This is a genomic window from Aeromonas cavernicola, from assembly GCF_002795305.1.
Taxonomy (GTDB): domain Bacteria; phylum Pseudomonadota; class Gammaproteobacteria; order Enterobacterales; family Aeromonadaceae; genus Aeromonas; species Aeromonas cavernicola.
Genome location: NZ_PGGC01000123.1, coordinates 1 through 25,959, shown reverse-complemented (window position 1 = coordinate 25,959; position 25,959 = coordinate 1). Strand labels below are relative to the sequence as shown.

General features: G+C 54.4%; 30 protein-coding genes. 17 read left to right on the top strand and 13 right to left on the bottom strand.

Features of this window, described 5'->3' with window-relative positions; all coding sequences use genetic code 11:
* Positions 1-8: 8 nt before the first annotated feature.
* The 11 genes from CUC53_RS13485 to CUC53_RS13435 are packed head-to-tail and all read left to right on the top strand — an operon-like array spanning position 9 to position 8,575.
* Positions 9-908: a MerR family transcriptional regulator gene (locus tag CUC53_RS13485; protein WP_100294639.1), complete on the top strand. Its 900-nt coding sequence runs from the start codon at positions 9-11 to the stop codon at positions 906-908.
* On the top strand, positions 905-2,347 hold the full coding sequence (gene phrB / locus CUC53_RS13480; RefSeq protein WP_100294638.1) for a deoxyribodipyrimidine photo-lyase: 1,443 nt from the start codon (positions 905-907) through the stop codon (positions 2,345-2,347). The genes CUC53_RS13485 and phrB overlap by 4 nt, the downstream gene beginning before the upstream one ends.
* A complete protein-coding gene (locus CUC53_RS13475; RefSeq protein ID WP_100294637.1) occupies positions 2,340-2,768 on the top strand; it encodes a nuclear transport factor 2 family protein in 429 nt (142 codons plus the stop codon). The genes phrB and CUC53_RS13475 overlap by 8 nt, the downstream gene beginning before the upstream one ends.
* A complete protein-coding gene (locus CUC53_RS13470) occupies positions 2,765-3,496 on the top strand; it encodes an SDR family NAD(P)-dependent oxidoreductase (RefSeq protein WP_100294636.1) in 732 nt (243 codons plus the stop codon). The genes CUC53_RS13475 and CUC53_RS13470 overlap by 4 nt, the downstream gene beginning before the upstream one ends.
* A complete protein-coding gene (locus tag CUC53_RS13465) occupies positions 3,496-4,755 on the top strand; it encodes an NAD(P)/FAD-dependent oxidoreductase (RefSeq protein WP_100294635.1) in 1,260 nt (419 codons plus the stop codon). The genes CUC53_RS13470 and CUC53_RS13465 overlap by 1 nt, the downstream gene beginning before the upstream one ends.
* The gene (locus tag CUC53_RS13460) at positions 4,752-5,528 is read left to right on the top strand and encodes a DUF1365 domain-containing protein (RefSeq protein WP_100294634.1); all 777 of its coding nucleotides are present in this window, start codon (positions 4,752-4,754) and stop codon (positions 5,526-5,528) included. Before CUC53_RS13465 ends, CUC53_RS13460 begins: the two co-directional genes overlap by 4 nt.
* A 58-nt stretch (positions 5,529-5,586) precedes the next feature.
* The gene (locus CUC53_RS13455; protein ID WP_100294633.1) at positions 5,587-6,843 is read left to right on the top strand and encodes an SAM-dependent methyltransferase; all 1,257 of its coding nucleotides are present in this window, start codon (positions 5,587-5,589) and stop codon (positions 6,841-6,843) included.
* Between the two features lie 2 nt (positions 6,844-6,845).
* Positions 6,846-7,325, top strand: coding sequence for a DUF2878 domain-containing protein (locus CUC53_RS13450; protein ID WP_100294632.1), 480 nt, complete (start codon positions 6,846-6,848; stop codon positions 7,323-7,325).
* Positions 7,322-7,540: a TIGR02450 family Trp-rich protein gene (locus CUC53_RS13445; protein ID WP_100294631.1), complete on the top strand. Its 219-nt coding sequence runs from the start codon at positions 7,322-7,324 to the stop codon at positions 7,538-7,540. Before CUC53_RS13450 ends, CUC53_RS13445 begins: the two co-directional genes overlap by 4 nt.
* Positions 7,497-8,024 carry a chalcone isomerase family protein gene (locus tag CUC53_RS13440; protein ID WP_100294630.1) on the top strand — a complete coding sequence of 176 codons (528 nt, stop codon included), beginning with the start codon at positions 7,497-7,499 and terminating at the stop codon, positions 8,022-8,024. Before CUC53_RS13445 ends, CUC53_RS13440 begins: the two co-directional genes overlap by 44 nt.
* Before the next feature lie 14 nt (positions 8,025-8,038).
* Positions 8,039-8,575, top strand: a complete 537-nt coding sequence (locus CUC53_RS13435; RefSeq protein ID WP_100294629.1) for a DUF3833 domain-containing protein — start codon at positions 8,039-8,041, stop codon at positions 8,573-8,575.
* A 276-nt stretch (positions 8,576-8,851) separates the two neighbouring features.
* Here the strand turns inward: CUC53_RS13435 and CUC53_RS13430 are convergent, their stop codons facing one another.
* Positions 8,852-9,340, bottom strand: a complete 489-nt coding sequence (locus CUC53_RS13430) for a C40 family peptidase (protein ID WP_201796765.1) — start codon at positions 9,338-9,340, stop codon at positions 8,852-8,854.
* 272 nt (positions 9,341-9,612) lie between these two features.
* On the opposite strand from CUC53_RS13430, the gene CUC53_RS13425 reads away from it, so the two are divergent.
* Together CUC53_RS13425 and CUC53_RS13420 are read left to right on the top strand one after the other, a co-directional pair.
* Positions 9,613-10,335: a 4'-phosphopantetheinyl transferase family protein gene (locus CUC53_RS13425; protein WP_100294627.1), complete on the top strand. Its 723-nt coding sequence runs from the start codon at positions 9,613-9,615 to the stop codon at positions 10,333-10,335.
* Entirely contained in the window at positions 10,332-11,180 is an 849-nt protein-coding gene (locus tag CUC53_RS13420) for a tetratricopeptide repeat protein (RefSeq protein ID WP_100294626.1), read from the top strand. Before CUC53_RS13425 ends, CUC53_RS13420 begins: the two co-directional genes overlap by 4 nt.
* A gap of 116 nt (positions 11,181-11,296) precedes the next feature.
* On the opposite strand, the gene CUC53_RS13415 is transcribed toward CUC53_RS13420, so the two are convergent.
* On the bottom strand, positions 11,297-11,539 hold the full coding sequence (locus CUC53_RS13415) for an Lpp/OprI family alanine-zipper lipoprotein (protein WP_010634682.1): 243 nt from the start codon (positions 11,537-11,539) through the stop codon (positions 11,297-11,299).
* Positions 11,540-12,280: 741 nt separating this feature from the next.
* Between CUC53_RS13415 and purU the strand changes: the two genes are divergently transcribed.
* On the top strand, positions 12,281-13,117 hold the full coding sequence (gene purU / locus CUC53_RS13410; protein WP_100294625.1) for a formyltetrahydrofolate deformylase: 837 nt from the start codon (positions 12,281-12,283) through the stop codon (positions 13,115-13,117).
* A 75-nt stretch (positions 13,118-13,192) separates the two neighbouring features.
* On the opposite strand, the gene CUC53_RS13405 is transcribed toward purU, so the two are convergent.
* Entirely contained in the window at positions 13,193-14,455 is a 1,263-nt protein-coding gene (locus tag CUC53_RS13405) for a DUF945 family protein (RefSeq protein WP_100294624.1), read from the bottom strand.
* 83 nt (positions 14,456-14,538) lie between these two features.
* A complete protein-coding gene (gene cls, locus CUC53_RS13400) occupies positions 14,539-16,020 on the bottom strand; it encodes a cardiolipin synthase (protein ID WP_100294623.1) in 1,482 nt (493 codons plus the stop codon).
* A 97-nt stretch (positions 16,021-16,117) separates the two neighbouring features.
* Here cls and CUC53_RS13395 point away from each other — a divergent pair, with 97 nt between their 5' ends.
* Entirely contained in the window at positions 16,118-16,654 is a 537-nt protein-coding gene (locus tag CUC53_RS13395; protein ID WP_236757924.1) for a YceB family lipoprotein, read from the top strand.
* A gap of 10 nt (positions 16,655-16,664) precedes the next feature.
* Here the strand turns inward: CUC53_RS13395 and CUC53_RS13390 are convergent, their stop codons facing one another.
* Positions 16,665-17,105 (bottom strand): GNAT family N-acetyltransferase, encoded by a 441-nt coding sequence (locus CUC53_RS13390; RefSeq protein ID WP_100294621.1) that lies wholly within the window; start codon positions 17,103-17,105, stop codon positions 16,665-16,667.
* A 344-nt stretch (positions 17,106-17,449) separates the two neighbouring features.
* Here CUC53_RS13390 and CUC53_RS13385 point away from each other — a divergent pair, with 344 nt between their 5' ends.
* A complete protein-coding gene (locus CUC53_RS13385; RefSeq protein WP_420808065.1) occupies positions 17,450-18,178 on the top strand; it encodes a lytic transglycosylase domain-containing protein in 729 nt (242 codons plus the stop codon).
* 120 nt (positions 18,179-18,298) lie between these two features.
* Here CUC53_RS13385 and efp read toward each other — a convergent pair whose 3' ends face one another.
* From efp to CUC53_RS18900, 4 genes are all read right to left on the bottom strand, one after another.
* Complete coding sequence (gene efp / locus CUC53_RS13380; RefSeq protein WP_100294620.1) at positions 18,299-18,865, bottom strand: elongation factor P; 567 nt, start codon at positions 18,863-18,865, stop codon at positions 18,299-18,301.
* A 44-nt stretch (positions 18,866-18,909) separates the two neighbouring features.
* A complete protein-coding gene (earP, locus tag CUC53_RS13375) occupies positions 18,910-20,118 on the bottom strand; it encodes an elongation factor P maturation arginine rhamnosyltransferase EarP (protein ID WP_100294619.1) in 1,209 nt (402 codons plus the stop codon).
* A gap of 95 nt (positions 20,119-20,213) precedes the next feature.
* Positions 20,214-21,257 (bottom strand): GMP reductase, encoded by a 1,044-nt coding sequence (locus CUC53_RS13370; RefSeq protein ID WP_100294618.1) that lies wholly within the window; start codon positions 21,255-21,257, stop codon positions 20,214-20,216.
* Between the two features lie 96 nt (positions 21,258-21,353).
* Positions 21,354-21,500: a hypothetical protein gene (locus CUC53_RS18900; protein ID WP_157798278.1), complete on the bottom strand. Its 147-nt coding sequence runs from the start codon at positions 21,498-21,500 to the stop codon at positions 21,354-21,356.
* A 157-nt stretch (positions 21,501-21,657) separates the two neighbouring features.
* Here CUC53_RS18900 and rloA3 point away from each other — a divergent pair, with 157 nt between their 5' ends.
* Positions 21,658-22,143, top strand: coding sequence for a retropepsin-like aspartic peptidase RloA3 (gene rloA3 / locus CUC53_RS13365; RefSeq protein WP_100294617.1), 486 nt, complete (start codon positions 21,658-21,660; stop codon positions 22,141-22,143).
* 36 nt (positions 22,144-22,179) lie between these two features.
* Here the strand turns inward: rloA3 and CUC53_RS13360 are convergent, their stop codons facing one another.
* The 4 genes from CUC53_RS13360 to CUC53_RS13345 all read right to left on the bottom strand — a co-directional run bounded on the left by CUC53_RS13360 (position 22,180) and on the right by CUC53_RS13345 (position 25,887).
* The gene (locus CUC53_RS13360; RefSeq protein WP_100294616.1) at positions 22,180-23,616 is read right to left on the bottom strand and encodes an ATP-binding protein; all 1,437 of its coding nucleotides are present in this window, start codon (positions 23,614-23,616) and stop codon (positions 22,180-22,182) included.
* Positions 23,616-24,299, bottom strand: coding sequence for a response regulator (locus tag CUC53_RS13355; protein WP_100294615.1), 684 nt, complete (start codon positions 24,297-24,299; stop codon positions 23,616-23,618). The genes CUC53_RS13360 and CUC53_RS13355 overlap by 1 nt, the downstream gene beginning before the upstream one ends.
* Positions 24,300-24,383: 84 nt before the next feature.
* Positions 24,384-25,019 carry a tetratricopeptide repeat protein gene (locus CUC53_RS13350; RefSeq protein WP_100294614.1) on the bottom strand — a complete coding sequence of 212 codons (636 nt, stop codon included), beginning with the start codon at positions 25,017-25,019 and terminating at the stop codon, positions 24,384-24,386.
* Position 25,020: 1 nt separating this feature from the next.
* Positions 25,021-25,887, bottom strand: a complete 867-nt coding sequence (locus CUC53_RS13345; protein ID WP_100294613.1) for an SDR family oxidoreductase — start codon at positions 25,885-25,887, stop codon at positions 25,021-25,023.
* Positions 25,888-25,959: the final 72 nt, after the last annotated feature.

Genomic DNA, 25,959 nt, shown 5'->3' with positions numbered 1-25,959 from the left:
ATGTTGTTATGGTTGATTTAGTGCAAGCTGCCGCCCCCGCCCCCGATGAGGGCATCTATCCCATCCGCGAGGTTGCCCAGTTAACGGGGGTAAATGCGGTCACTCTGCGGGCGTGGCAGCGCCGTTATGGCTTGGTGCAGCCGGCTCGCACCGACAAAGGCCATCGGCTGTATAGCGAGCGAGATATTCGCCAAATTGGCGAAATCCTCAGTTGGCTAGAGCGCGGGGTCAGCATCGGTCAAGTGAAAGGGTTGTTAAGCGCGGCCCAGCCTGAGCAGTTCACCGATCACTGGCAGCAGACATTGGATCTGCTGTGCCAGTCGCTGCTGGCCTTCCAGCAGCGTAAAGCGGAGGCCCAGCTCAGCGATATGTTAGCCAGTTACCCATTTGAACTAGTGCGTCGGCGGGTACTGCAGCCGCTGGTAGCCCTCCTGCTGGGGTTATGGCGTGAGCGGCCTGATGGTGAGCTATTGCAGCAGGTGTGGTTGGCGTGGCTGCATGCCCACTTTTCGCGTCATCTTATTGAGCAGGAGAAAGGCGAGCCGGTAACATTGGCAAGCTGGGGTCAATTAGGGCCACTTGATCTGGTATGGTCGGCTTACGAGCTGATTTTGCAGGGGTATGAGGTGCAACTCGTCGGGTCCATCGAGCCACGTCAGTTGGCGCTGGTCTCAGGGCGAGTGGCGACCCCTTGTCTGATATTGCTGGGGGCAGGGCTAGGTAAGCAGGATGTTACCGCCAGCTTACCCGCAGGCTGTCAGCTCTTTGGGGAGCTGGGGCGGCTCTATGCTACCGAGTGGCTAACGGCACACGGCTGGCAAGCCGATCTCCCCATTGCACGCCCAACTCATGAGGCTGCTAGCCAGCCCAACCACGCCACTCGCGGGCAGGAGAAAAAATCATCATGAGGGTGATCTGGTTTCGACATGACTTGCGCTTGGCCGACAACCCAGCCTTGCGCGCTTGCTGTGGCCATCCGGGCAGCGATAACGAGCCGGTGACCGCTCTCTTTATTATCTCGCCCACCCAGTGGCGCCAGCACAAGATGGCCGCTATTCGTCAGCGTTTTATCTTGGCGCAGGTCGATGAGCTTGGCCGCAGCCTCGCTGCACTCGGCATCCCGCTTAAGTTACTGCGACTTGAGACCTTCGCCGAGGTGCCTGCTGCCCTGGCAACCCTTAGCGAGCAGCTCGGCATCACCCATCTTTATGCTAATCAAGCCATCGAGCTGGATGAACAGCGGCGTGACCACGCCGTCCATGCCAGCTTGCGCGATCTTGGAGTGAGCTGTCACTGGCTCAACGGCTGCTGTGTGTTGCCGCCAGGTCGTGTGCTGACGGGCTCTGGCGAGATGTTCAAGGTCTTTACGCCGTTCAGCCGTGCTTGGCTAAAGGCGCTTGATGAGGATGGTTTTGTCATTCACCGAGCGCCTGCTCCCCGTGCCGAGCCGCTCAGCTGGCAGCCGCTAGCGGATCGCGGCTGGGGTGATGATGCACTGGGTGAACTCAGCGCCGATCCCCGTTGGCCAGTCGGGGAGGCTACTGCCCAGCAACGACTGGATGACTTTTTAGCACAAGCGGTCCTCGATTATGGTGAGGCGCGCGATTTTCCGGCGCAAGCGGGCACTTCTATTTTGTCGCCCTATTTAGCGGCTGGGATCATCAGTCCACGCCAGTGCGTGGCTGCCCTGCAGCAGCGGCTGGGTTATCGCCCTCAGGCGAAGGCGCAGCCCGGTTTTGTCTGGCTCAATGAGCTCATCTGGCGCGAGTTTTATCGCCACTTACTGGTGTTGGTGCCGACCCTCTCGATGAATCGCCCGTTCAAACCTGAGACCGCAGCTTTACCCTGGAGCTGGGACCCCGATGCCTTCGCTGCTTGGTGCGCAGGGCGGACCGGTTATCCCATCGTGGATGCGGCCATGCGCTGCCTCAATGCCACGGGCTGGATGCATAATCGGCTACGGATGATAGTGGCGAGCTTTTTGACCAAGGATCTGCATATCCATTGGCGGCTGGGGGAGGATTACTTCATGAGCCAGCTGATCGATGGTGACTTAGCGGCCAACAATGGTGGCTGGCAGTGGGCGGCGGGCACCGGTGCCGATGCCGCCCCTTACTTTCGCGTGTTTAATCCCACCACTCAGGGACAACGCTTTGATCCAGAAGGAGAGTTTATTCGTACTTGGGTCACTGAACTGGCCGACACCCCGACCGCTTATCTGCATCAGCCCCATGATTGGCTGCGGCTTAAGGGGCGTCACGACTATCCGGCGCCCATGGTGGATCACGCCGTTGCTCGGGTGGCGGCCATCGAGATGTTTCGCGCGTTGGAGAAGTCCCATGAATGAACCGCTGGCCCGTTTTGTGAGCCTGTATCAGCAGCTGGACAAGCAGCAACTTCATCGCTTGGCTGAGGTGTATGCCGAGCAGGTGATATTTATTGATCCGGCCCATCGTATTGATGGGTTGACCGCGCTGGGTGACTATTTTGCGGCTCTCTATCAGCGCCTTGCTTACTGCCAGTTCGAGATCACCAGCCAGCAACAACAGGGGCAGCAAGCCTGGCTCAGTTGGGTGATGACCTTCTCTCACCCCCGCTTGGGGCAGGGTAAGCCGGTGTCGGTAGAGGGCGCCACTCAGCTTGCGTTTAATGAGGCAGGCAAGGTGGTACGACACCGCGACTACTTCGATTTGGGCGCCATGCTCTACGAGCAGTTACCGCTGCTGGGACCTGTGGTACGAACCATCAAGGGGAGATTAGGCGCATGAGCAAACGGGTCTTGATCACCGGGGCAACGTCCGGTATTGGCCGCCAGCTGGCGCTGGATTACCAGCGTGCCGGCTGGCAGGTGTGGGGATGTGGCCGTGATGCCACACGGCTAGGTGAGTTAGCCGAGCAGGGGATCACTCCTTTGTCGTTCGATGCCCGTGACCGCGCGGCACTGGCGGCAACGGCGGCGAATGTGCCAGACCTTGATCTGCTGATCCTCAATGCGGGTCACTGCGAGTACATGGATCTGGCGCAAGGTTTTGATGGTGAGCTATTCGCGCGGGTGATTGAGACCAACCTGATCGCCACCGGCCATGTGCTGGCGGCCTTCTTACCACGACTGACGGCAGGTGCACGGCTCGCCATCGTCAGTTCGTCAGTGACTTGGCTGCCCTTGTCAAGGGCTGAGGCTTATGGCGCATCAAAAGCGGCATTAGACTATCTGACCGAGACCTTACGGCTTGATTTACAAGCAAAAGGGATCGGCGTGACCCTGATCCGCCCCGGCTTTGTCCAGACCCCACTCACGGCCAAAAATGATTTTCCCATGCCTTGTTTGGTTTCGGTGGAGGCGGCCTCATCGACCATCATGGCTGGGTTGGCCGCAGGCCATCATCATATTCACTTTCCGCGCCGCTTTATTTGGTTGCTACGTCTGCTGGGGGGCCTGCCAGTTGGGATCTGGCTTCGCCTTAGCAGCCTGTTTGTTTCGAAAGGACGCCCTTGATGAAGAAGAAAATTGCCATCGTTGGTTCCGGAATATCTGGGCTAACCGCAGGTTTTTTACTGCATAAACAGCACGATATCACCCTGTTTGAAGCAGCACCGACCTTGGGTGGGCACACCGCTACGGTCGATGTGAATATGGCGGGGCGCGAGTATGCCATTGATACCGGATTCATCGTGTTTAACGATCGGACCTATCCCAATTTCCTAGCCTTGTTAGCGCGGGCCGGTGTGGCGCGGCAACCAGCCGAGATGAGTTTCTCGGTAAAAAGCCCAGCAGGACTGGAGTACAACGGTCACAATCTCGACACCTTATTTGCTCAGCGCCGTAATTTACTGAGCCTGCGTTTTTATCGCTTTGTGGCGGAGATCCTGCGGTTTAATCGGGCATCGAGAAGCTGGTTGGCGGGTAACTATCGCCAAGTGGACAATCCGGCTCTCACCTTAGGGGATTTCTTATTAGCGGGTAATTTTAGCGACTACTTTGCTCGTCACTACATCTTGCCGATGGGGGCGGCTATCTGGTCATCCACCTTGGCCGATATGCGTGCTTTTCCGCTCGGTTTCTTCCTGCGTTTCTTTGCCAACCATGGGTTGCTTGAGGTGGCCAATCGCCCTCAGTGGTACGTCATTCCCGGTGGTTCACGAGAATACATCGGACCACTGACGAGCAGTTGGCATCAGCAGATCCGGCTGAGCTGTCCAGTGCAGGGGGTGCGCCGAGTGGCTGATGGGGTGTTAGTTCAAAGTCAGTATGGGGATGAGGCGTTTGATGAGGTGATCTTTGCCTGCCACAGCGATCAAGCTCTCGCCTTACTACGCGATGGCAGTGATCGGGAACGCACTATTCTCGGTAACATGGCGTATCAGGCTAATGATGTCTGGCTGCATACCGATCTGACCTGTTTGCCTACCCGGCAAAAAGCGTGGGCTAGCTGGAACTATCAACTGAGCGATGATGATGGTGCGCGGCCGCTGGTGAGCTACAACATGAACATCTTGCAAGGGCTGAATTCACCAGAGCCCTTCTGTGTCAGCCTTAATCCGCAAGGTCGAGTGGATGAGAGTAAAGTGCTACGGCGCTTTGTGTACCATCATCCGGTTTTTAATCAAGCCTCTATCGAAGCACAGCTGCAACGCTCAGAGATCTGTGGGGTCAACCACACCCATTTCTGTGGTGCCTATTGGTATAACGGTTTTCATGAAGATGGGGTGCGCAGTGCCCTCGATGTGGCCAAGCGCTTTGGGGCTGAGCTATGAACGACGCCGCAGGAGCGGTCGTCGAGATGACCAGTATGAGTGAGCTAAACAGTGCGATCTGGCAAGGATCGGTGCGGCATCGCCGTTTTGCCCCGCGCGCTCACGCCTTCTCTTACCGGCTGTTTATGTTAGGGCTAGACCTTGATGAGTTGGCGCAGCTCGATCAAGGGCGCTGGTTTGGGGTTGAGCGGGCAGGGCTACTCTCTTTTCACCGTGCGGACTATTTACGAGGCAGCGAAGGCAGCCTCAAACAGGCGGTATGGAACAAAGTCACCGAGCTTGGGGGGGCTGCTGAGCCTGCTGGCAAGGTACTGTTGCTGGGCAATGTGCGCTGTCTCGGGTTCTATTTCAGTCCTGTTAATTTCTATTTCTGCTATCAGCAGGGGGAGGCCCGCTATCTAGTGGCCGAGGTGTCCAACACCCCATGGAACGAACGCCACTATTACCTATTAGATCTGGCGGCATTGACCCCCCACGATAAGGATTTTCACGTCTCGCCATTTATGGGGCTGGCGATGCGCTACCACTGGCGGATCCGGCCCCCCGAGGAGGAGACCTTGATCCATATCGAGAGTCACCCCGTCTCTGGTGAACCCAAGCTGTTTGATGCCACCCTCACTCTGCGCCGTGAGCCGCTGTCGCGCCAAGGGGTGGCCAGTGCGCTGGTGAAATGGCCTTGGATGACTCTTAAGGTACTGTTTGGGATATACTGGCAAGCCTTACGCTTATTCATCAAACGAACCCCAATCTTTCGTCATCCGGAGACTCATTGATGTTGCAGTTGCAATGCTTACTCTCCGTCTTTTACTTCTGCCATCCGGAGACCCACTAATGGAACTGGTGCAATCTTCTGTTTCTGCTTCGTTACTCGACAAAGGTTCTAAACAGCTGCTGCTTAATTTACTCAGCCACCTCTCTCATGGTCAGTTGCTTATCCGGGAAGGGGATGAGTGTTTTACCTTTGGAGTGAGTGGCGATGAGCTGGTGGCCGAGGTGGTGGTGCAAGACCCCGCCTTCTACCGTCGTTTACTGCAAGGTGGCAGCATTGCCGCTGGAGAGACCTGGGTGGAAGGAATGTGGAGTAGCCCCGACTTAGTGGCGCTGGTGCGGCTGCTAGCCCGTAATATGACCTTGCTCGATAAGTTGGAGCGACGCCTCGGTTGGCTCACGTTTCCCTTCAATAAGGTGCGTCATTGGCTCAATCGCAATACCTTGACCGGTTCGCGCGCCAATATCGCGGCACATTATGACCTTGGCAATTCCCTGTATCAGGGGTTTCTCGACAGTCACATGCAGTATTCGAGCGCCATTTATCCTGAGGCCGACGCCACCTTGGAAGAGGGGCAGCAGGCTAAGCTGCGTACTATCTGTGAGCGGCTCGAATTGGGTCCGCAAGACCATCTGTTGGAGATCGGTACTGGCTGGGGAGGGTTGGCCGTCTATGCCGCTCGCCACTATGGCTGCCGAGTGACCACCACTACCATCTCCCAAGCTCAACATAATTATGCTAAAGCTTGGATCGCCCGTGAGGGGCTAGATGATCGGATTACGCTGTTGCTGGAGGATTATCGCAATCTCACAGGCACTTACGACAAGCTGGTCTCCATTGAAATGATTGAAGCGGTGGGCCATGCCTTCTTGCCAGATTATTTTCGTCAGTTATCGCGCCTGCTTAACCCAGATGGCCGTCTGCTTATCCAAGCAATTACTATCGCCGATCAGCGCCATGCCCAGTATCTGCGAAGTGTTGATTTCATCCAGCGCTACATCTTTCCTGGTGGTTGCTTGCCAAGTGTTTCCCAGATGGCGGGCCTGCTTGCCCGTGAAACGGATATGCAGCTGGTACGCCTGCATGATCATGGCCATCACTATGCGCGTACGCTTGGTCACTGGTGTGAGCGCTTTTTGGCGCTGGCTCCCGACCTGCCCAAGCTTGGTTACAGCCAAGACTTTATTCGGCTATGGCACTTTTATTTTGCCTACTGTGAAGGGGGGTTTTGGGAGCGGGCGATCAGTTTGGTCCAGTTAGAAGCTGCGAAGCCCGGGCCCGCAGGTTGGTCTGGGGATTTGCCTGTAAGCGGTCTCTGATCATGTGGCAATGGGCTCATTTGCTGGGGTTTAACCTGTATTGGTTGCTCGCAGTGAAATGGCAGCAGCCGGGCCCACTGTTGGTGCTGCTGCTGGCCCATTTTCTTTTTTCTCCTAGCCGTCAGCGGGATTGGCGGCTCCTCGCTATTGCGGTTGCTGGTGGTCTGTTGGATCTGTCGCTCTGGCAACTGGGTCTGTTTCACTTTACGGCCGGTTTTCCACTCTGGTTGATGCTGCTGTGGATTGGGTTTGCCCTGACCCTTGCTCATGGGATGCGCTGGTTGCTGCCCATGTCACGCTGGCAGCAGGCTCTCGTTGGGGCGGTAGGGGGCACGATGTCCTATCTCGCCGGCGCAGCCATGGGGGCGGTGCAGTTACCTTGGGGGACGGCCAATAGTGCTCTACTGCTGGCCGTGATCTGGAGTGGGTGGTTGCCCGTATTGCTATGGGCAATGGTCAAACTGGAGGGGGAGCGAGCATGAATCGTTTTTCGACCGAAACTCTGCTTTTTTCCAAGTGGACGAAAGAGAACCCACTCCAGCTGACTGAGCGTTGCTATCTGGTGGTGGCTTGCCAGCGTAATGCGCAAGGGGAGCTGGTGCAGGTAGTGATGCAGGACATCAATACCTTAGAAGAACAAGAGGTGGATTGGCATGAATTGGAAGACCCTCAGCACTGGTATATGGGGTGGCATTAAGCTGTGGTTGGTGCTGTTAGCCCTGCCGGTGATGGCGGCAGCCCCTTGGCCGCAGCTGCAACCTGTTGGGCAGGGGGAGATGCAGTGGCTCTGGTTCAAGCTCTATGATGCTGCTTTCTACAGTGAGACGGGCCGTTATCAGCATGGTCAATATCCACAAGCAATCAGTCTCACCTATGCCAGAGCCATCGATAAAAGCGATCTGCTCAGTGCGACCGAGCAAGAGTGGCAACGTCTTGGCATGGGTACCCAAACACAGCACCAGCAGTGGCTTGGCCAACTGGCGGCCATCTGGCCTGATGTGGCCGCGGGCGACACCCTCCGTTTTTATGTTGATAAAGCGGGAGCTGGCCACTTTTGGTGGCAAGACAAGCCCCTTGGCACTGTTGCCGACCCCCAATTTTCAGCGGCATTTCTCGCTATTTGGCTCTCTGAAAATAGCCGAGATCCCGACCTGACTCGCCGCTTACGCGGTCAACCTTGATAACGGAGTGTTCGATGTCTTTTTTCCATACTTACCGATGGTTATGGTTACTGCCGCTCGTGTGGTTAACGGGTTGTGGGGTGAGCCTCAATGATTATCGCGAACAGGGGCCTAATTGGGATCTAGCTCGTTTTTTCAGTGGCAACTTAGTGGCTCATGGGTTGGTAACAGATCGCAGTGGCGAGGTCACCAGCCGCTTCCGGGTTGAGATGCAAGGTCGCTGGCAAGAGGGCAAAGGTGAGTTGTTTGAGCAGTTTTATTTTGACGATGGTCGCCAGCAAACGCGTACCTGGTATCTCAAGAAGGGCGCTGATGGCCACTGGCGTGGCACCGCCTCGGATGTCGTCGGGGAGGCCGTGGGCAAATCGGCAGGATTTGCGCTCAACTGGCGCTATCAGCTCGATCTCGCCTTACCTGATGGTGAGGTGGTCCGCGTTAATTTCGATGATTGGATGTATCTGCTCGATGAAAATAGACTGATCAACCGAGCCCAAATCAGTAAGTTTGGGATTCACCTTGGCGAGGTGATCCTATATATCGAACGTCAGTGATCCGCTGCGAAGAGCCTGAAAGATACCGCTGTGTAGCCTGATGAGTTGGTTAAGCTTTTGATAAATTGTGGTGGATACTTGCAAGCTGGTTATGACGGCTCGCTTAACATGCTAGGGGACTGTACTTTTCTACCATGACAGAGCCATCTTGATCGCGGTGGGCCATTCATCATTCAGATAGCGATCATTCATTGCCAATAAAAAAACCGAGCGACTTAGGTGCTCGGTTTTGTTTTTCTGTATAGAAAGCGTGTGGCAGGTTTATCGCCAGTGGGATCAGATTTCAATCCGGCGCGCTTGCCAGAATTTGCCACGCCAATATTGGCTATCCAGTTTTGAGCGAGTGACGCCCACGCGGGTAGAGGCATGAATAAATTCACCGTTACCGACATAGATCCCAACATGATTGAGGCGCCGGTTAATTTTAAAGAACACCAGATCGCCTTCTACAAGATCTTGCTTAGAAATACGGGTACCTTCATGAACTTGTGAACGGGTATCGCGAGGGAGTTCAATGCCGACCGCATTACGAAACACTTCCCGCGCAAAAGCGGAACAATCTATGCCGCGTTGGCTGCTACCACCCATCCGATATGGGACACCACGCCATTCTTTGTAGACGGTGAGAATTTCATTCACATCAGGGGTTTGCGAGGGTTCTGGTTCAATAACAGGTTCCATCATGGAAACCTCGATCTTACTCGCAACCTCGGGTTGGGGGGCAGAAGCACAACCGACCAATCCGAGCGCGACCAGCAGTATCAGGTGGCGCAATCCTTTATCCCCGCAAGATAGTAAATTTGTTAAAATACGGCCCCTTAGGGCAATTTATAAGGCAACAGCACTCGACTATATCTAAGAATTCTATCGAGGCAAGTGAAAATCTATATCGAGCTCACATTTTTGCCAATAAATGCATCTAATTTGATGATTAATGTGATGTTGCACAAAAAAACTACGCATATATCCCCGTCAATAAGCGCTATCAGCAAGGCAGAGTCGTTTTTTATTTCCGCCCTTTTTGTTAAGTGAACGTTATGAGCATGACAGAGGTATTTTTGTTAAAGCCAGCCAGCATGTGCGCGGCTGCGTTGGCTCAGCTAGCCACCATGCTAACGGCTGATGAGTATCATCAATGGCAAACGAGAGGTCATGACAGACGTCGTCTGGAGTATCTGGTGAGCCGTGGCGTGTTACGTCATTTGCTAGCTGTTCGTTTGAATCAGCCTGCTAACCGTTTCCTGTTTTGTGCAGGTGAGCACGGTAAGCCGGCGCTCAGTAGCGGTCATTGGCATTTTAACCTCAGTCACAGTGGTGACTGGTTGGTGTTTGCTTTATGCCAGCACCACGGAGTAGGTGTTGACCTAGAGTTAGGCGGTCGGCGTTATTCGTGCCTTGCTTTGGCTCGTCGTTTTTTTACCGCGAGCGAATATGAGTGGTTATCTCAGGTGCCAATAGATGAACAAGAGCGTGCTTTTTATCGTCTTTGGTCACGTAAAGAAGCGGTATTAAAAGCCCATGGTGGCGGTATTTCTGCTGGCTTAGACAAGGTGTGCTTCATGCCGGAGAAGGCGTGGCAGCTAGATAATCAGCTTGATGCCATATCCTATTATGTACAGGACTGGCCATTCGCCAGTGGGTGGCTCTGTCTAGCGTCGATGGCGCCTAGCGTGTCCATGTACCATATAGATTGCAACTTGAATTCTTATTCTATTGACCCCATGTTAATTCATACATTATTTGAAGAGTCCAACTCATGATCGTCGATATTAATCCCCAAAACTTTCACGCTGAGCTGATCGATGCTTCCATGAGCAAGCCGATCGTCCTCTATTTCTACGTTCCGCAACTGCCTGAGTGCCAAGTCATGACGCCGCAGGTCGAAGCCTTAGTGGGGCCCGCTAATGCCCAGGTCACGTTGGCAAAAATAGATATGAATGATCCTCAGTTACAGCCATTGGCAGGGCAACTGGGTCTGCGAGCGTTGCCTGCTCTGGTCATGTTTCACCAAGGACGTCCTGATGAACAGGGGATGATTGAAGGTCCACAAGATGAGGCTACGCTGCGCGACTATTTTGCTGCGTTTATCCCTAAAGAAGAAGATGAGTTACTGGCCCGAGGGAAACAGGCGCTCATTGATGAGCAGCCTAGTCTGGCGTATAGCGATTTTGTTAAAGCTCATCAACTAGCTCCATCACGTCACGATATCTCCCTGTGGCTAATACAGGCAGCACTGGACCTCAATTTATTGGATGAAGCTAAGAGCTATCTTGATCAGATACCCATGGTTGCTCAAGATAGCCATTACCAAGCGTTAAGTGCTCGTATCGCGTTAGCATTACAAGCGGCAGACAGCCCCGAATTACGGGCTTTAGAGTCACGATATGCCCAGCATCCGCATGATTTTTTGTTGGCGCAAGAACTGGCTGTGCAATATAGCCAAGCGGGCCGTCAAGAAGAGGCATTAGAGGTGTTACTGCTCATTCTTAAGCAGGACTTGGCATTTGGCGATGCACGGAAAATTTACCTCGACATACTGGCAACTATGGGAGCAGTACCTGCCGCTCAACGTTACCGAGGAAAACTCTATAGCTTGCTTTATTAAGCAGAGTGATGGGTGATTATGGGGGTGAAGGCTGCCTAGATGAGGCTGAATGAGGTAAAATCGCTGGATAAGAGGCAAAAAAAATGGCGCATAATAGCGCCATTTTTTTGCATGGATTACTTCTTGTAAGAAGTAGCCATGTTGTCGATGCGCTGGTTAGCACGCATAGCTTCTTGCTTGGCTTCGGCAACATCAGCAGCGATCTTGGACTGATCAGCACGAACTGCGCTAACATCTTGAGCCAGCTGGTCAACTTTGTTAGACAGATTCTGAACGGAAGTTTCCAGTTCGCTGGTGTTTGCACAACCGCCCAGCAGCGCGGACAGACCAACAACACCTACCAACAACATTTTTTTCATTTTTAAAGCTCCCTTGAACTCGCCAGACGTTTAGCAAGCGGCGTGATTATGGCACAAAAAAATCATACTTTGCATAGCCCCCACCACAGATAAATGCGTTAAAACGCTCATTTTTTCCTTGATTGAACATTTTTTATGCTAACTCGGTCGAAAATGAGCTCTGTATGGTGGAAGCACGGACAGAGGTTAACCAAATTTCATGGCTATTACAATTTTGTATGGACTACAGGCCATTTTCCCTGACAAAAATTGGCAATATTACATTCGGTGTCTTATGCGCTGATTGTTAATTAAGGCGCCTCCTCGACACTTTTTTAACGCAGATCGTTGTGTCTTATCATCCCCATCCTGCTCGCGAATACACTCAAGCCAGTGTGCTTTTTTGGTGAACTACCTATCACTTCATTAATTTTCTCATCAGCCAGCACAAGCAAAGGTTTCGTCGTGCCGTAGTGGAGACGTGCTGTTCGACGTTAAGCCGCCCATGTCATTAGTCATGTTGCAATTGCCACCTTGGTTCTGGGTAGAGCTCGAAATCCGCAGCGTACTGTGTACGCTGCGACTTCGCGACCACATTGACCGCGCTAATGACCCTGACAGGAGCTGCTGCTGAGTAACGAGAGTGATTTAGCTGTGATGGGTTTAATTTGTTTATAGCCGTAATTTGTTTATGGCATAGTGCGCAAAAATGTGGCGCCTGGTTAGTGCCGGGGGCTCGGATAACAAACGGAAAAGATAAGAATGGAAAAGAAAATATTGCTAACGGATTGCCCTGATGCCAAGGGTCTGATCGCAAAAATTACCAATATTTGTTACAAGCACCAGCTCAATATCATCAAAAATGACGAGTTTGTAGATCATGAGAATGGCCGTTTTTTTATGCGTACCGAGCTGGAAGGGCGTTTTAACGACGAAACCTTGTTAGCCGATCTTGATGATGCGTTGCCTCATGGCGCACAACGGCGGCTAGTCAAAGCAGGCAAGAAACGGATCGTGATTCTGGTCACCAAGGAGACTCACTGTCTTGGTGATATATTGATGAAAAATTATGCCGGTGCATTAGACATGGACATTGTGGCGGTGATCGGGAACTACGATGCCCTCGCAGAGCTGACCGGTAAGTTTAATATTCCATTTCATACCGTTAGCCACGATGATCTGAGCCGCACCGAGCATGAAGAGCAGGTTCGCGCCATTATTGATCGCTATGAGCCTGACTATGTGATCTTGGCCAAGTACATGCGGGTGCTGACCCCGAGCTTCGTCGAGGCCTATCCGCGTAAAATCCTCAACATCCACCACTCCTTCCTGCCCGCCTTCATCGGTGCCCGCCCTTATCGTCAAGCGTTTGATCGGGGGGTCAAATTGATTGGTGCGACCGCGCACTTTGTGACTGATGACCTAGATGAGGGGCCCATCGTTGAGCAGGATGTGATCCATGTTGGTCATACCTTTAGTGCAGAGGAGATGGCGAAAGCGGGACGTGACGTAGAAAAATCGGTACTAAGCCGAGCGTTAGAGCTGGTGCTCAATGAGCGGGTTTTTGTCTACGGTAATAAGACCGTAGTTTTCAAATAAGTGGTCTGCACATAACGGCGTGAGCGGTGATAGGCAACAAAAAGGCTCTTTAAGAGCCTTTTTGTTATTCATTCCTCAGAGCGGGAGATCATTCACCGTGATGGCGCCCTTCGCCAACTCTAGCTGAGCGCTGAGCTGCTGCGAGTCTGTTTTCAAATAACCTTGGTGTGCCCACGCTTCTATCAGAGGGTTCAGCTGTGGCACGGCACTGCCCAATTGACGGCTCAGGTTTGCGCGAAGTGTGCCGCTCAACGCTTGCATCCCTTGGCCTGGGCTAAACAGCTGTTCGAGCGTCGTTGAGGCCAAGGTTGCTTCCCCTGAGAGGGTGATAGGTTCGCCATTGAGCTTGCTACTGAGCTCGGTGAGTTCCAGGCTTACTCCTCGTCTGAGTAGTGTATCGAGAGCCTGCTGAGCCGCTTCATCCTCTATTCCGCTGCCATTTGCCGCCTGAAGCTGTTGATACCCTTCTATATCAAGCCCGTTTAAACGTAACGCCAGCTTATTGTCGGTCGCAGTTAAGGCATCGCTCTCGTTCTCTAACGCCAGCTTGGTGATGTTGACTTGATAGCGACTAGAGAGTGTCTGGGCGTCGTCACCCGTTACTGCGGTTGCACTGGTGAGACCTTGCAGAGTCCACTTGGTATTGTCTGGTAGCTGTACTGTGAGTGCCGCCAAGCTCATCTCACTTTGCGGTGAGAGCCACAGGCCACTTATATCGGCCAAGTCGGCGCTGCCTGTTAGATCTGCAACCTCTACATCCAGTCCGTTGAGGGTGTCGCGGAGTGTCATCCCTTGCCATGCCAGAGTCAGGCGGGCATCGCCCCCGAGATCGCCACGATATTCACCATGAATGGGGAGAAAGCGAAACTCGTTAGCCGCTTGTTTGAGCGTGAACTCGTTTGCCCAAAAACGGCCACTGCTACTTTGGCTCCAGAGGCTACTGACGGACTCAAGGCCTAGCTGCCACTGCGTCATGCCTAGGGTGCTAAACATGTCGGCCAGTGAGCCTTGTTGGGTATCTAATCGCAGGTGACTTTTGACATAGAGTGGAAAAATCTGATGGGTAACGACAAACCTGAGTGTTAGAGGCTGGCGAGTGTCCAGCTCACTACTCAGTACTGCCATTTTTTCGGGGGAGACGGTCAACTGTAAAACGCCATCTCGAGCAAACAGATTATGCTTGTTCGGCAGCCAATTCAGTTCAATCCCATCATTTTGATTGACCTTGGCGATCTGCTCTTCCATGGTTTGATCAACATGGCTGCCGGTGTACCAACAAGCGGCCAAACTGCTTCCTACCAGTGCGACGCCGATGGTCAAGGCCGCTATTTTTTTCATATAGGATGTCTCTTTTGGGGATTGTGTGCCTTGCACAATGGAGTTAACGAGAGGTGTATCCTGCCATGTTCTGCTTGCTTGGACTACAGCAAGGGACTGAATAGATAGAAGATATTTTCCATTACCCGTTTATGCCATGGGCGTGCTTGCCAATGTTTAAGGGTCATTTGAGAGGCTTCGGTGATATAACCTTGCACTAACTGATTTACCTGAACCACAAACGTTGGATTATCTACCAGCAGCGTCACTTCAAAGTTGAGCCAGAGACTCCGTCGATCTAGGTTCACCGTCCCCACCAAGGCAAAATCGTCATCCACCAACACACTCTTGGTGTGCAGCAAACCAGCATCATAGCGATAGATTTCGACTCCCGCTGCCAACAGCTCTTCCATGAAGGCGTTACAGGCATAGTTAGCCATGATCGAGTCATTACGTGCGGGTAAGACCAATTGTACTTTGACTCCCCTTGCAGCGGCTGAGCTTAAGGCCGCAGCCAAGGGATCATCGGGGACAAAGTAGGGCGTGGTGAGGACCAGATGGCTGCGTGCTTGGTAGATGGCCAGTAGCAAGCTTTGCTGAATGCAATCCCCGCCAACGAAAGGGCCCGAGGGGATGAGCTGGGCGCGGTAGTTAGTGTGCTGCCACACTTCGGGCTCATGCTGCAAGCTATCGAGCAGGCGCTCGCCAGTCTCCATTTCCCAATCCCAGACGAAGATCGACCACATCAGTGGCACGATAGGGCCTTGGACTCGGATCATGATGTCTACCCACTGGCCGACCCCTGCATCTTGTTTGAAGAAGCGCGGGTCAACCATGTTCATCGAGCCGGTATAACCCACTCTATCGTCGATCACGACCAGCTTACGATGCATTCGTAGATCTTGACGTTGGAACGGTATGCGCCAAGCTCCAACCGGTAATACCTCGACCAGTTTCACGCCCGCTTTACGTAGACGGTTGGGCCAGTGAGAACGAAAAAACGCTTTGCTTCCTACCGAATCGAGCAACAAACGACAATCTACGCCGCGTTGCGCCACCTCTGTCAAGGCATCACATACAGCATCCGCATCCCCGCCGGGGTGCCAGATATAAAACTCCAAATAACAAGAGTGGGTAGAGTTGCGAATATCTTGCGCAATTTCGCGCAAGATCACATCTGGTTTGCTGAGCAACGCCATCCGGTTACCGGAGAGCATTGGCATCGCCAATCGCCCTTGGATCAGGTCATGCAGGGGCTTGGCTTTGGCACCGACGTCACAGCAGTGTTGAGGAAATAGCCGAGCCAGCTGCCTTATCCAAATTGCGTAGGGACGATACATAGCCTGAGCCCGTTCAGCACGGCGACGGCCGAGCCGGATCTCACCAAACAGAATATAGAAACCGACCCCCGCAAACGGAATGGTGTAAATCAGAGTGAGCCAAGCCAGTGATACTCCAATAGGGCGGCGTTTCATCACGACCCGAAATGATACGCCCGCCACGATCACGGTGTGAAAAAGCAGCAGTAACCACCCTAAAAAACGGGAAAACAGTAACTGAAGGTCAGACTCCAAACCGCTTAACAACGGCGACTCCTTTTTATTGGCTAACAACGGGATGAGCAGATCCCATCTGGCCGGAATGGTATGCTATACGGCCCATCCATTCTATCAGGTCACGTGCATGGTCCTGCAATCTATGCTGCTGAGCCTCGCCATGTTAGGGCAAGGTTCATATGACATTAATGAACAACAGATCAATCAGTATCTGCAATCTCAGGTGCAAGTGGATAAACAGTTGGAACTGCCTGGCATCATCAAAGCGCGGGTGAGGTTGGAGCAAAGTGATGTACAGATTGGTCGCCAGCAGCCAGATACTGCCCGTGTCTATGGCAAAGGCAAGTTAAACATTGCGCTGCCAGACAATACCGAATACGACGCCCGTTTGCAGATGGTCTATGAGGCTAAGCCGCGTTACGACAAGGCACAAAGCGCCCTGTTTCTCGATAACATGAAGTTAATCGAGTACAAGTTAGAGCCCCAAGCTGCCGAGCAAAAATTTGGCTTTATGCTCGGTATGTTGTTGCAAAGTATAGAGAAACGGCTAGGAAATAAGCCGGTTTACCAGCTTAACGATAATGATCCACAGCAAGCTTGGTTGAAAGACAATCTGCTGGGGTTGGAGTTATCACCGGGCAAGATCCACTTGCTGACCAAATAACCGCAGCAGTTCAATGCTGAGTCAATGAGGGGGTATCTAAGATCAGTAGCTCGATCTGATACCCCTGCTGGCATTGCTGATCATAAAAAGAGAACAGTGGGCCACTCAGTTGTTGTAGTGGCAGGTCAGCAAAACCGGCGTGGAGGTAGAATGGCTTCTCGAATGGCAACACTTGGCAGACAACCGGTTTGCCTGCTAACCCTCGGCAGGCGTGTTTGAGCAACTGTGACCCTACACCGAGTGACTGGTAGTGAGGCAGGAGCTGAAATCCGCATAGGTGATAGAACCCTTCTTCATCTTGCAACCGCACCGCACCGACTAGCCAGTGCGCATCACGCACGATAAAGATCCGTTCAGCAACGCTAGGCTCATAATGGGCGAAGGTGGTTTCGTAATAGTCTTGGATGAGCGAGAGATCCGTATCACGGTACTCTTCGAAGCTAAGCTCCATGACGACCTGCTTATCGTGGGTTCATATGCTGCATTGCCATACCGCGAGCCCGTCAACAACGAGTGGGGTGAGCAAAAATGAGCCAGCAAGATATCATTTCAGTCTATCTAAAAGCGAATAGTTCCTCTGTTATCTCGGCGGTGGTTGATGAAGACTGAGCGACGACCGCATAGGCCTGTCATGGGTGATCGTTGATATTGCAGAGTGGGGGCTGGGCCATGTCAGCATTAGCAAACCGGATCACAGGCTGCGCGCGTGTTTTCAGCATGGCATGAGGCGGCACCTTGTCCTTAAGAGGCACGGGTGTTTTACTCAATTTAATCAGCCCTTGCAGGAGCAAGCGATTGAAAGCATGGATGCTAGTCACTTATTGGTCTTGGCTGCCTCTGATCTGTAGTGGGCAGACCGTGCCACCGGCTGAGGTGGTGATCTTGGCGGCGCAGAGCGCAGCGTCTGCCACGATTGCATCGGATGAGCGGGCGATCTCTTCTGCCCAGCTGGCTGAGCCTAATCAGGTTCAGGTTTACAAATCGGTACAAAAAAACGGTGTAGTTAGCTACTCCGATATGGCTCCTGCTCAGGGGCATTACGAGCTGCTGCTATTTAATGACTGTTTTGCTTGCCAGCCAACCTCGGATGTCAATTGGCAAACTACCGGGCTGTTCCTCTATGACTATGCCAGCACCATCAAGGCTGCCGCACGCACCTATCAAGTAGAACCCGCATTGATCCGCGCGCTGATCCATGCCGAGTCAGCATTTAATCCCGTTGCGGTGTCACATAAAGGGGCGATGGGGCTGACCCAGTTAATGCCGGCGACGGCGCGAGAGTTGGGGGTCGGTAATGCGTTATTGGCCGAGCAGAATATCTTTGGTGGTGTGAAATACTTAGCCGGTCTGCTCAAGCAATACGACGGGAACGTTGTCCTTGCCAGCGCTGCTTACAATGCTGGCGCTGGCGCGGTAGAAAAATATGGCGGAGTGCCCCCCTATGCGGAGACGCGTGCTTATGTTGAGCGCATTCAACTGTTGCACCAACGCTATAAAGAGATGTTGGCTGCGAAGGGGTTATAGCCGCAGGGGATGAATTAGCCTTGGTGCTGGGAGTAGGTAAATGGGACTTGGTAAAAATGAAGGCGCCGTAGGCGCCTTCATATCAGATGGCTTGCGAGCCGCAAGCTGTTCCATGGTCACTTAGTTAACGCGACGCTTGAACTCACCGGTACGGGTGTCGATCTCGATCTTGTCACCGATCTCAACGAAAGCAGCAACAGCCAGTTCATAAGTCGTGCCTTTGAGGCGGGCAGGCTTGGTCACTTTACCAGAGGTATCGCCACGGGCAGCAGGCTCGGTGTACTCCACTTCACGCACGATGGTGGTTGGCAGTTCTACGGAGATCGCTTTCTCGTTATAGAAAGTCACTTCGCACACGTCTTCCATACCATCAACCATGTAGTTGAGAGCATCACCCAGGTTGTCTTTTTCGACGTCGTACTGGTTGTACTCGGTATCCATAAAGACATACAGGGGATCAGCGAAGTAAGAGTAGGTGCACTCTTTACGTTCCAGTTGAACCACGTCCAGCTTGTCATCGGCCTTGAAGACAGTCTCAGTGGCGCTGCCGTTGAGCAGACCCTTCAGCTTCATTTTGACCACGGCGGAGTTACGGCCAGATTTGTTGAATTCAGTCTTCTGGACCACCATCGGCTCGTTGCCGATCATAACGACGTTACCAGCGCGGATTTCCTGTGCGGTTTTCATGTAAAAATTCCTGTTCGTGAAACGGGTAGATAAAAACTGCCAGATTATATACGGCTTTCCAGAAATTTCACCAATCGTGTGACGAGATCCCCCTCCTTGAGCAACCCTGTTGGCCAGTGGCGGCTATGCTGCTGCCATATTGCGACCTGATCTGGCCACTGAGCCCACCATTGAGCCGTATCTTCTCCTCGATTAAGGGCCAGATTAACGTGGCGCAGCCACTGACTACCCCCATCAGGCAACTCGGCCAAGTAGTGATCGAGAAATTGCTCCAGCTTAACCAGGTGAGCCTCTTCTTGTTGTGGATAGATGTGCCACAGGAAAGGGCGGCCAGCCCATTGGGCCCGAACAAAGGAGTCCTCCCCACGCACCAGATTGAGATCGCAGCTCCACAGCAGCCGATCGTAGCCCGCTTGATCGGTCATCGGCAGCAGCTTGATGGTGAGGTTGCCAGAGTGGAGCAGATCCCCCACCTTGGCGGTGGTCATAGCCTGTTCAAGGCCTGCCCCCCGTAGCACGTCAGCGAGAGAGCGGCCCAGCGGCAACAGCAGGGTGATGGGCGTGGCGCTCTGGCACCAGCTCTTGACCAGACTATTCAGTGCCTCACTCTCGTAGGTAAAAAGGCTGATCCGCAGCTCGTGCTCACGTGGTGCGGGCAGGTCAAGGCTGGCCCAGTAGGCGGCAAGCCCTGCCTTATCCTGTTGCCACCGTTCCCGCTCGGCGATGAGCCCCTGCTCGCACAACAGACCACCGGTTTTAGCGGTAAAGCCAGGGAAGAAGAAGTATTTGTTGAAGCTTTTATTGCCAACCCGCTGGGGCGAGGCGAGGCCGTGGCAATCCTCGACCCAGCTCTCCGCCGAGAGGTACTCCAGATTGATCCAGCATGGGGGTCTGGGTTGGCTCGCCATCTGCTCGGCCATTCGTTCAATAAAGGGGGCGGGCAGCTCGCAGGCAAAGGCCTCGATCACCACCTTGGCCGGGGTCATGTCGGTTGGCAAGGTCTCATGCCAGTGCTGGATATAGATGCCCTCGACCCATTGGCCATCCTGCACCGGATCGAGTGCCGGACAGATGCGGGCAAAGCTTGTCAAATCGTCGACCCACAGCCGCACCTGTATGTCGTTACTGTGGCCGGGGAGCGTCCCCTGCTGCCGCAACTGGCGGGCCAGCCGCCAAGTGACGCCGATGTCACCGAAGTTGTCGACAACACAACAGAAGATATCCCAGTCAAACGGGGGCAGGGGGCTGGCCATGGCTCGGGGTTCCAGATGCAAAAAACCGGTGCGCAGGGTAGCACACCGGTTGGCTGGCTTCTAAGTGTCGGCGCGGGACGGCGCTCTGCGGTCGCTTACTCTTTACCGTAGACGTTGTTTTCTTGCTCACGCACCCGGATAAAGGTGGTGCGCTTGGTCAACTCTTTCAGCTGGCTGGCACCGACGTAGGTACAGGTGGAGCGCACGCCGCCCAGAATATCGCGCACGGCATTCTCGACTGGGCCGCGATAAGGCAGCAGCACGGTTTTGCCCTCGGAGGCGCGGTACTCGGCAACGCCGCCGGCGTGCTTGTCCATGGCGCTGGAGGAGCTCATACCGTAGAACTTCATGAAGGGCTCGCCGTTCACATCGACCACTTCTCCGCCGCACTCCTCGTGGGCGGCTAGCATACCGCCCAGCATCACAAAATCAGCGCCGCCGCCAAACGCCTTGGCCACATCGCCTGGGCAGGTGCAGCCGCCATCACCAACGATTTGGCCGCCGAGGCCGTGCGCTGCATCGGCACACTCGATGATGGCTGAGAGCTGCGGATAGCCCACCCCGGTCTTAACGCGGGTGGTGCAGACCGAACCCGGGCCGATGCCGACCTTGACGATGTCGGCGCCGGAGAGGATCAGTTCTTCGACCATCTCGCCAGTGACCACGTTGCCAGCCAGAATCACGTGGTTAGGGCAGGCGTCACGAATTTTGCGCACAAATTCGACGAAGTGCTCGGAGTAGCCGTTGGCCACATCGACGCAGATAAAGCGCAGGGCTGGCGACATAGCGAGGATATGACGGATTTTCGCCAAATCGTCTGCGGATGTACCGGTGGAGACCATGACATGGCCCAGCAGGGCAGGATCGGTTTCATTGATGAAGGCTTGCCACTGCTCCAAGCTGTAGTGCTTGTGGACCGCTGTCATCATTTCGAAGCTGGCCAGAGCACGGGCCATGGCAAAGCTACCAACGGTGTCCATGTTGGCGGCGATCACCGGCACCCCCTGCCATTGGGTCTGGGTATGTTTGAAGGTGAACTGGCGGGTCAGACTGACTTGGGCGCGGCTCTTGAGCGTAGAGCGCTTGGGGCGGAACAGTACATCCTTGAATCCAAGCTTCAGGTCTTCTTCGATACGCATGACAAATTCCTCATTGAGCCTTGTTGGATAGGTTACGTTGATCGTCGCAACGGGTTGGCAGGCACAAAAAAACCGGTGGTTTTTGGGGCCTCCGGTTTACAGCAGTCTAGGGAAAAATTCCGCCAGAACAAGACTGATAATAAAAACGTGATTGTGATAGCCTTTGGCGTCACAACCTGATGGCAGAGACGGGCTTTTTTGGCGCTCATTGTCGGCTGCCACGCCCTTGATCTGTTTTCCCATTGCCCCCCTTTTTCATCCATTCGACTGCTAACCAGGGTTATATAACGTCATGAAAACACGCTTTTTATGTTCATTATTTAGCACTCATAAGACCGTGCTCTTGGATGGAGAACAGCGCGTTGTTGCTACCAGACAAGCGGCCACTACGATAGGCAATATGCTGATCCGCCTCGTGCTGGCGCTACTGTTAGTGGCGAGTGGGCAACTGTGGGCCGCAGCCAGCTATGGCTGGGTTGAAAAGGGGCTTATTTTACCCACTGGGGTGGCGGTGAAGATGAAGTTAGATACCGGCGCCCTGACCTCCTCGCTGGATGCCCGAGCTATCACCTTGTTTAAGCGAGAAGGCAAACCTTGGGTCAGTTTTTTGTTCAAGGCAACCGATGCCAACAGTGGAAAAACCGTATCGCAGCGGTTTGAGCGGCCGGTTGAACGCAGTGTCACGATCCGCGGTGCCGGTGGCATAGAGCAAAGACCCATCGTGACCCTGTCAATTTGCCTTGGCGATCAGGTGTACCAAGAGTGGTTCACCCTGCGAGATCGCAGCAAGATGATCTACCCAGTACTGCTGGGCCGCCGCTTGCTGGCCGATCTTGGGCCAGTGGATGCCAGCCGCACCTTTACCGTGCAACCCCGCTGTCGCTAACGCCTGAAGATGGCGGTGGCAAGCATGCCATCATCACTATTTTGGGTAAGCAAGTGGCAGCCAAATGCTCACTTCCAGCCCCCCTTGTGGCAGGTTATGGACATCAAGGTCAGCGTTATGCAGTTGGGCGATCCGCGCGACGATGGCCATACCCAATCCGACCCCATCCCCTTGCTGGGGATTGACCCGATAGAAGCGTTCAAACAGCCGCGGCAGCGCCGTAGTTGGAATGCCGGGGCCATTGTCGCGCACATCGATTCTGGCTCGGTTACCCTCCTGTTGCAGGTTGACAGCGATGTCGCCGCCGACTGGGGTATAGCGCAGGGCATTGTCGATCAGGTTACTAAACAGCAGATCGAGCAGGGTCATTTCGCCCATGATCAGCAAGGGGCTGCTGCTTTCTAGCGACAACTGCTGATCCTTCTTAAGGGCGATGGGGGCCAGCGTTGCCAGTGTACCTTGTAGCAGATGACCCACCTCCAGCTCGTTGAGTACCAGCCCTTGTTGATTGTCGATACGCGCTTGGGTCAGCAGTTGGCGGATCAACCGATCACTGCGATCAAGGGCCAGCAGCATCTTGTGCAGTGATTGGCGGCGGCTTTCGTCATCTTGGGCATCCAGCGCATTTTCACTGTGAATACGCAGGACTGCCAGCGGGGTGCGCAGCTCGTGGGCCGCTTCGTTGGTGAACTGTTTCTCCCGCTCAAGGGTTTCCGCCAGCGCCTGCATCAAGCGGTTGATCTCGTTGGTCAGCGGGGTTAGTTCCTGCGCACTGACCTTAAGATTGAGCGAACTTAAATTAGCCGGATGACGTTCACTGATGGCTTGCACCAGCTGGCGCAGGGGAGTGAGCCCTCGGGTGATCAGCCACCAGAGCAGCGCCAGCAGGAAGGGGAGAGTAATAAACAGTGGCAGCATGGTAAGGGTGGCCATTTTGCTGGCCAGCTCATCCCGCTCGTCGTCTCGCTCAGCGACCACCAGCCAAGTCTGCTCTTCCTCGTTGTAGAGGGTGAAGGTACGCCACTGATGGTGCGCTTGGTCAACATTATCGAAACCGCGAGTCAGGGTGACTAATGGTTGAGCGGGGGCGTTGGGCGAGCGCAGCAGCAGGTTACCCTGCTGATTGAGTAACTGAAAATAGAGGTTGTGTTCAAAGGTGTGGCCATAAGGGGTGATCTCGTCTTCCTCCCCTGACCGAGCGGCTGCGTTGGGCGTCGGTTGGGCGGTGTCAGGTTGCGCCGCCCACTCTTGATAGACGGTGCCATTTTCAGGGAGTTCCCCCTGCTGAGCGAGGTAGCGGGCCAGCAGCTGATTAGTGACGCGAGCCGACTGAGCGAGGCGAGCATCAAACAGCTCTTCCATCTCGTGGCTCGCTTCTAGGTAGCCGATAAACGCGCTGAGAGTCAGGCTCAGGCTCACCAGCGTCAGGACGCCGCTGAGCAGAAAGCGACGAATGGAGCGCAGTCGTTTCATCAGTTGCGCGCTCGCGAGGCGGAATCGGCTTGAGGGATGATGTAACCCACCCCGCGAATGTTGCGGATAAGATCGCTGTAGAACTTCTTGCGCAGATGGTGAATGTGCACTTCTACCGCATTGCTCTCGGCCCCGTCATCCCAGCCGTAGAGGCTTTGCTGCAGTTGATCACGACTTAACACTCGACCGCTCTGGCTGATCAACTCTTGCAGTAGCTTGTATTCGTGGGGGGTGAGCTTGACGGCGTTGCCTTGATAGGTCACCTGCTGGGATTCGGGATAGATAAGAATCTCGCCATACTCCAACACGGCTTGGGCTTGTCCCTTGCTGCGGCGCACCAGGGCGCGCAGACGGGCATTGAGCTCTTGCAGGGCAAAGGGTTTGACCATGTAGTCGTCGGAGCCAGCATCGAGGCCGCTGACCCTGTCATCAAGGGCGTCGCGGGCTGTGAGGATCAGCACCGGCAGCTGGTAGCCTTCGCGTCGCAGCTTGCGCAGCAGGCTGAGGCCGTCGATATCAGGTAAGTTGAGATCCAAGATCATGGCGGCAAACTCGTCGCTTTTGAGGGCTGCCAAGGCTGGCAACCCACGTTGCAGCCAGTCCACGGTATAACCACTGTGACGCAGGGCATCTTGCATCCCATCCCCCAGCATCACATCATCTTCCACCAGCAAGATCCGCATCCGCCACTCTCCTTGTCATAACCGTGCCCACCAGTATGCAATCTGGTGGGCGGAGTTTAAATAGATCTTTGATCCATTTGGAGTTTATAGCTTTTCTAGCCGCTCGCGGATCTCCATTTTGCGCCCTTCATCAGCCACCTCGCGGCCGGGGCGAGCAGGGGCGGCCAGCGCCTTGTCGAGGTAAGTTTTGGCCTCGGCCTCGCGCCCCTGATCCAGCAGAAAATCGCCATAAAAGAAGTTGGGGTCAATCCCTGTGGGATTGATGGCCAGCGCTTGTTTGAGCAGCTGCTCCGCTTTTTCATCATCGCCAAAGCCCACTGGCCAGCCTGGCACTTGGTAGTAAAGGGAGCCCAAACTGGTATAGGCCGAGCCATCCAGCGCCTTGGGGTCCTGTTTTAGCGCCAGTTCCAGCTTGGCTTTGGCCTCCTTCACCAAACCGAGCGCTCCTAGCCCCCCTTTGGCGCCCGCCCAGGTGCTCTTGACGATGGCGGACCAAATCAACAGGTCGGTGCGAAAAGGCTCTTTGGCACTGGCTGCTTCCGCTTGGTTACTCAAGGTCTCCAGACAGCGCTCTTTTTCTTTGCCGCTCTGCTGGTACTGGCAGGTGGCCCACTGCTGTTGCACGGTGACGAGGGCATCCTCGGCTGCCTGTAGCGTGGTTGAACCAAGCAACAAAGCGATGATCAGACAACGGGGTGTAGATGGACGGATAATCGCCATATTAAGGCTCCTTATGGGTAGCAATGGGGCGGGCGAGTGACGCTGACTCATCAGCGTTACTGCCATGCTCGGCGGCGCCCTGCGGGTGGCGGGCGTAGCGTTCGATGATCGGCAATTGTTTGCTCAGGGCCTTGTCGACGAGGGCCGGCAGCAAGGCATTGAGGCGCACAAATAGTTGCTCAGGCCAGCCAAGCCAGCGGCGGCGGGTTTCACGGCACAGGGCCAGTACCGCCTGTTCAGCCACTTCCTGTGGGCTATCGGTGCGGGTGCCAAGCGCCGCATTCATCTCATAGGCCGCTTGAGAATTGAGGGTGGTACGGGTGGCGCGAGGGGCAAAGTGGAGCACCTTGATGCCGCTGCCTGCCAGCTCCCTTCCTAACGCTTCGCTAAAGCCATACAGGGCGAATTTACTGGCACAGTAGACGCTGTAACCGGGGTGGCCAATGCGACCAAGGCTCGATCCCATGTTCATGATGATCCCCGGTTTGCGCAGGGTCGGCAGCAGGGTGCGGGTCAGTTGAATGGGAGCCTCAATGTTCAGCCGTAGCTGACGCTCAACCTGTTCGCTGCTCTGATCTGCCAGCCAAGCAAACTGATTACAACCCGCGTTATTGATCAGAATATCGACCCCACCTTCCAGCGCGGGGTGCTGCAATAGGGCGGCCCGCTCGTGCGGGAACGCCAGATCGGCTACCACCACCTGATGACGCTCGGGGTGTGACAGAGTTTTGCGCAGCCGCTCCAACACCGACCCGCGGCGCCCATGCAGCAGCAGGTGGGCTCCTTGGACGGCGAGCTCTTGAGCCAGCTCTTCACCGATGCCACCGCTGGCACCGGTGAGCAGCACGAGTTTCCCTTCAAGATTCATGGCTCGGATTTCCTTCTCGTTATAGGGATGATAGGGGCGTGGTGAGGCTGTAGAGCATCTCACCATAGAGAC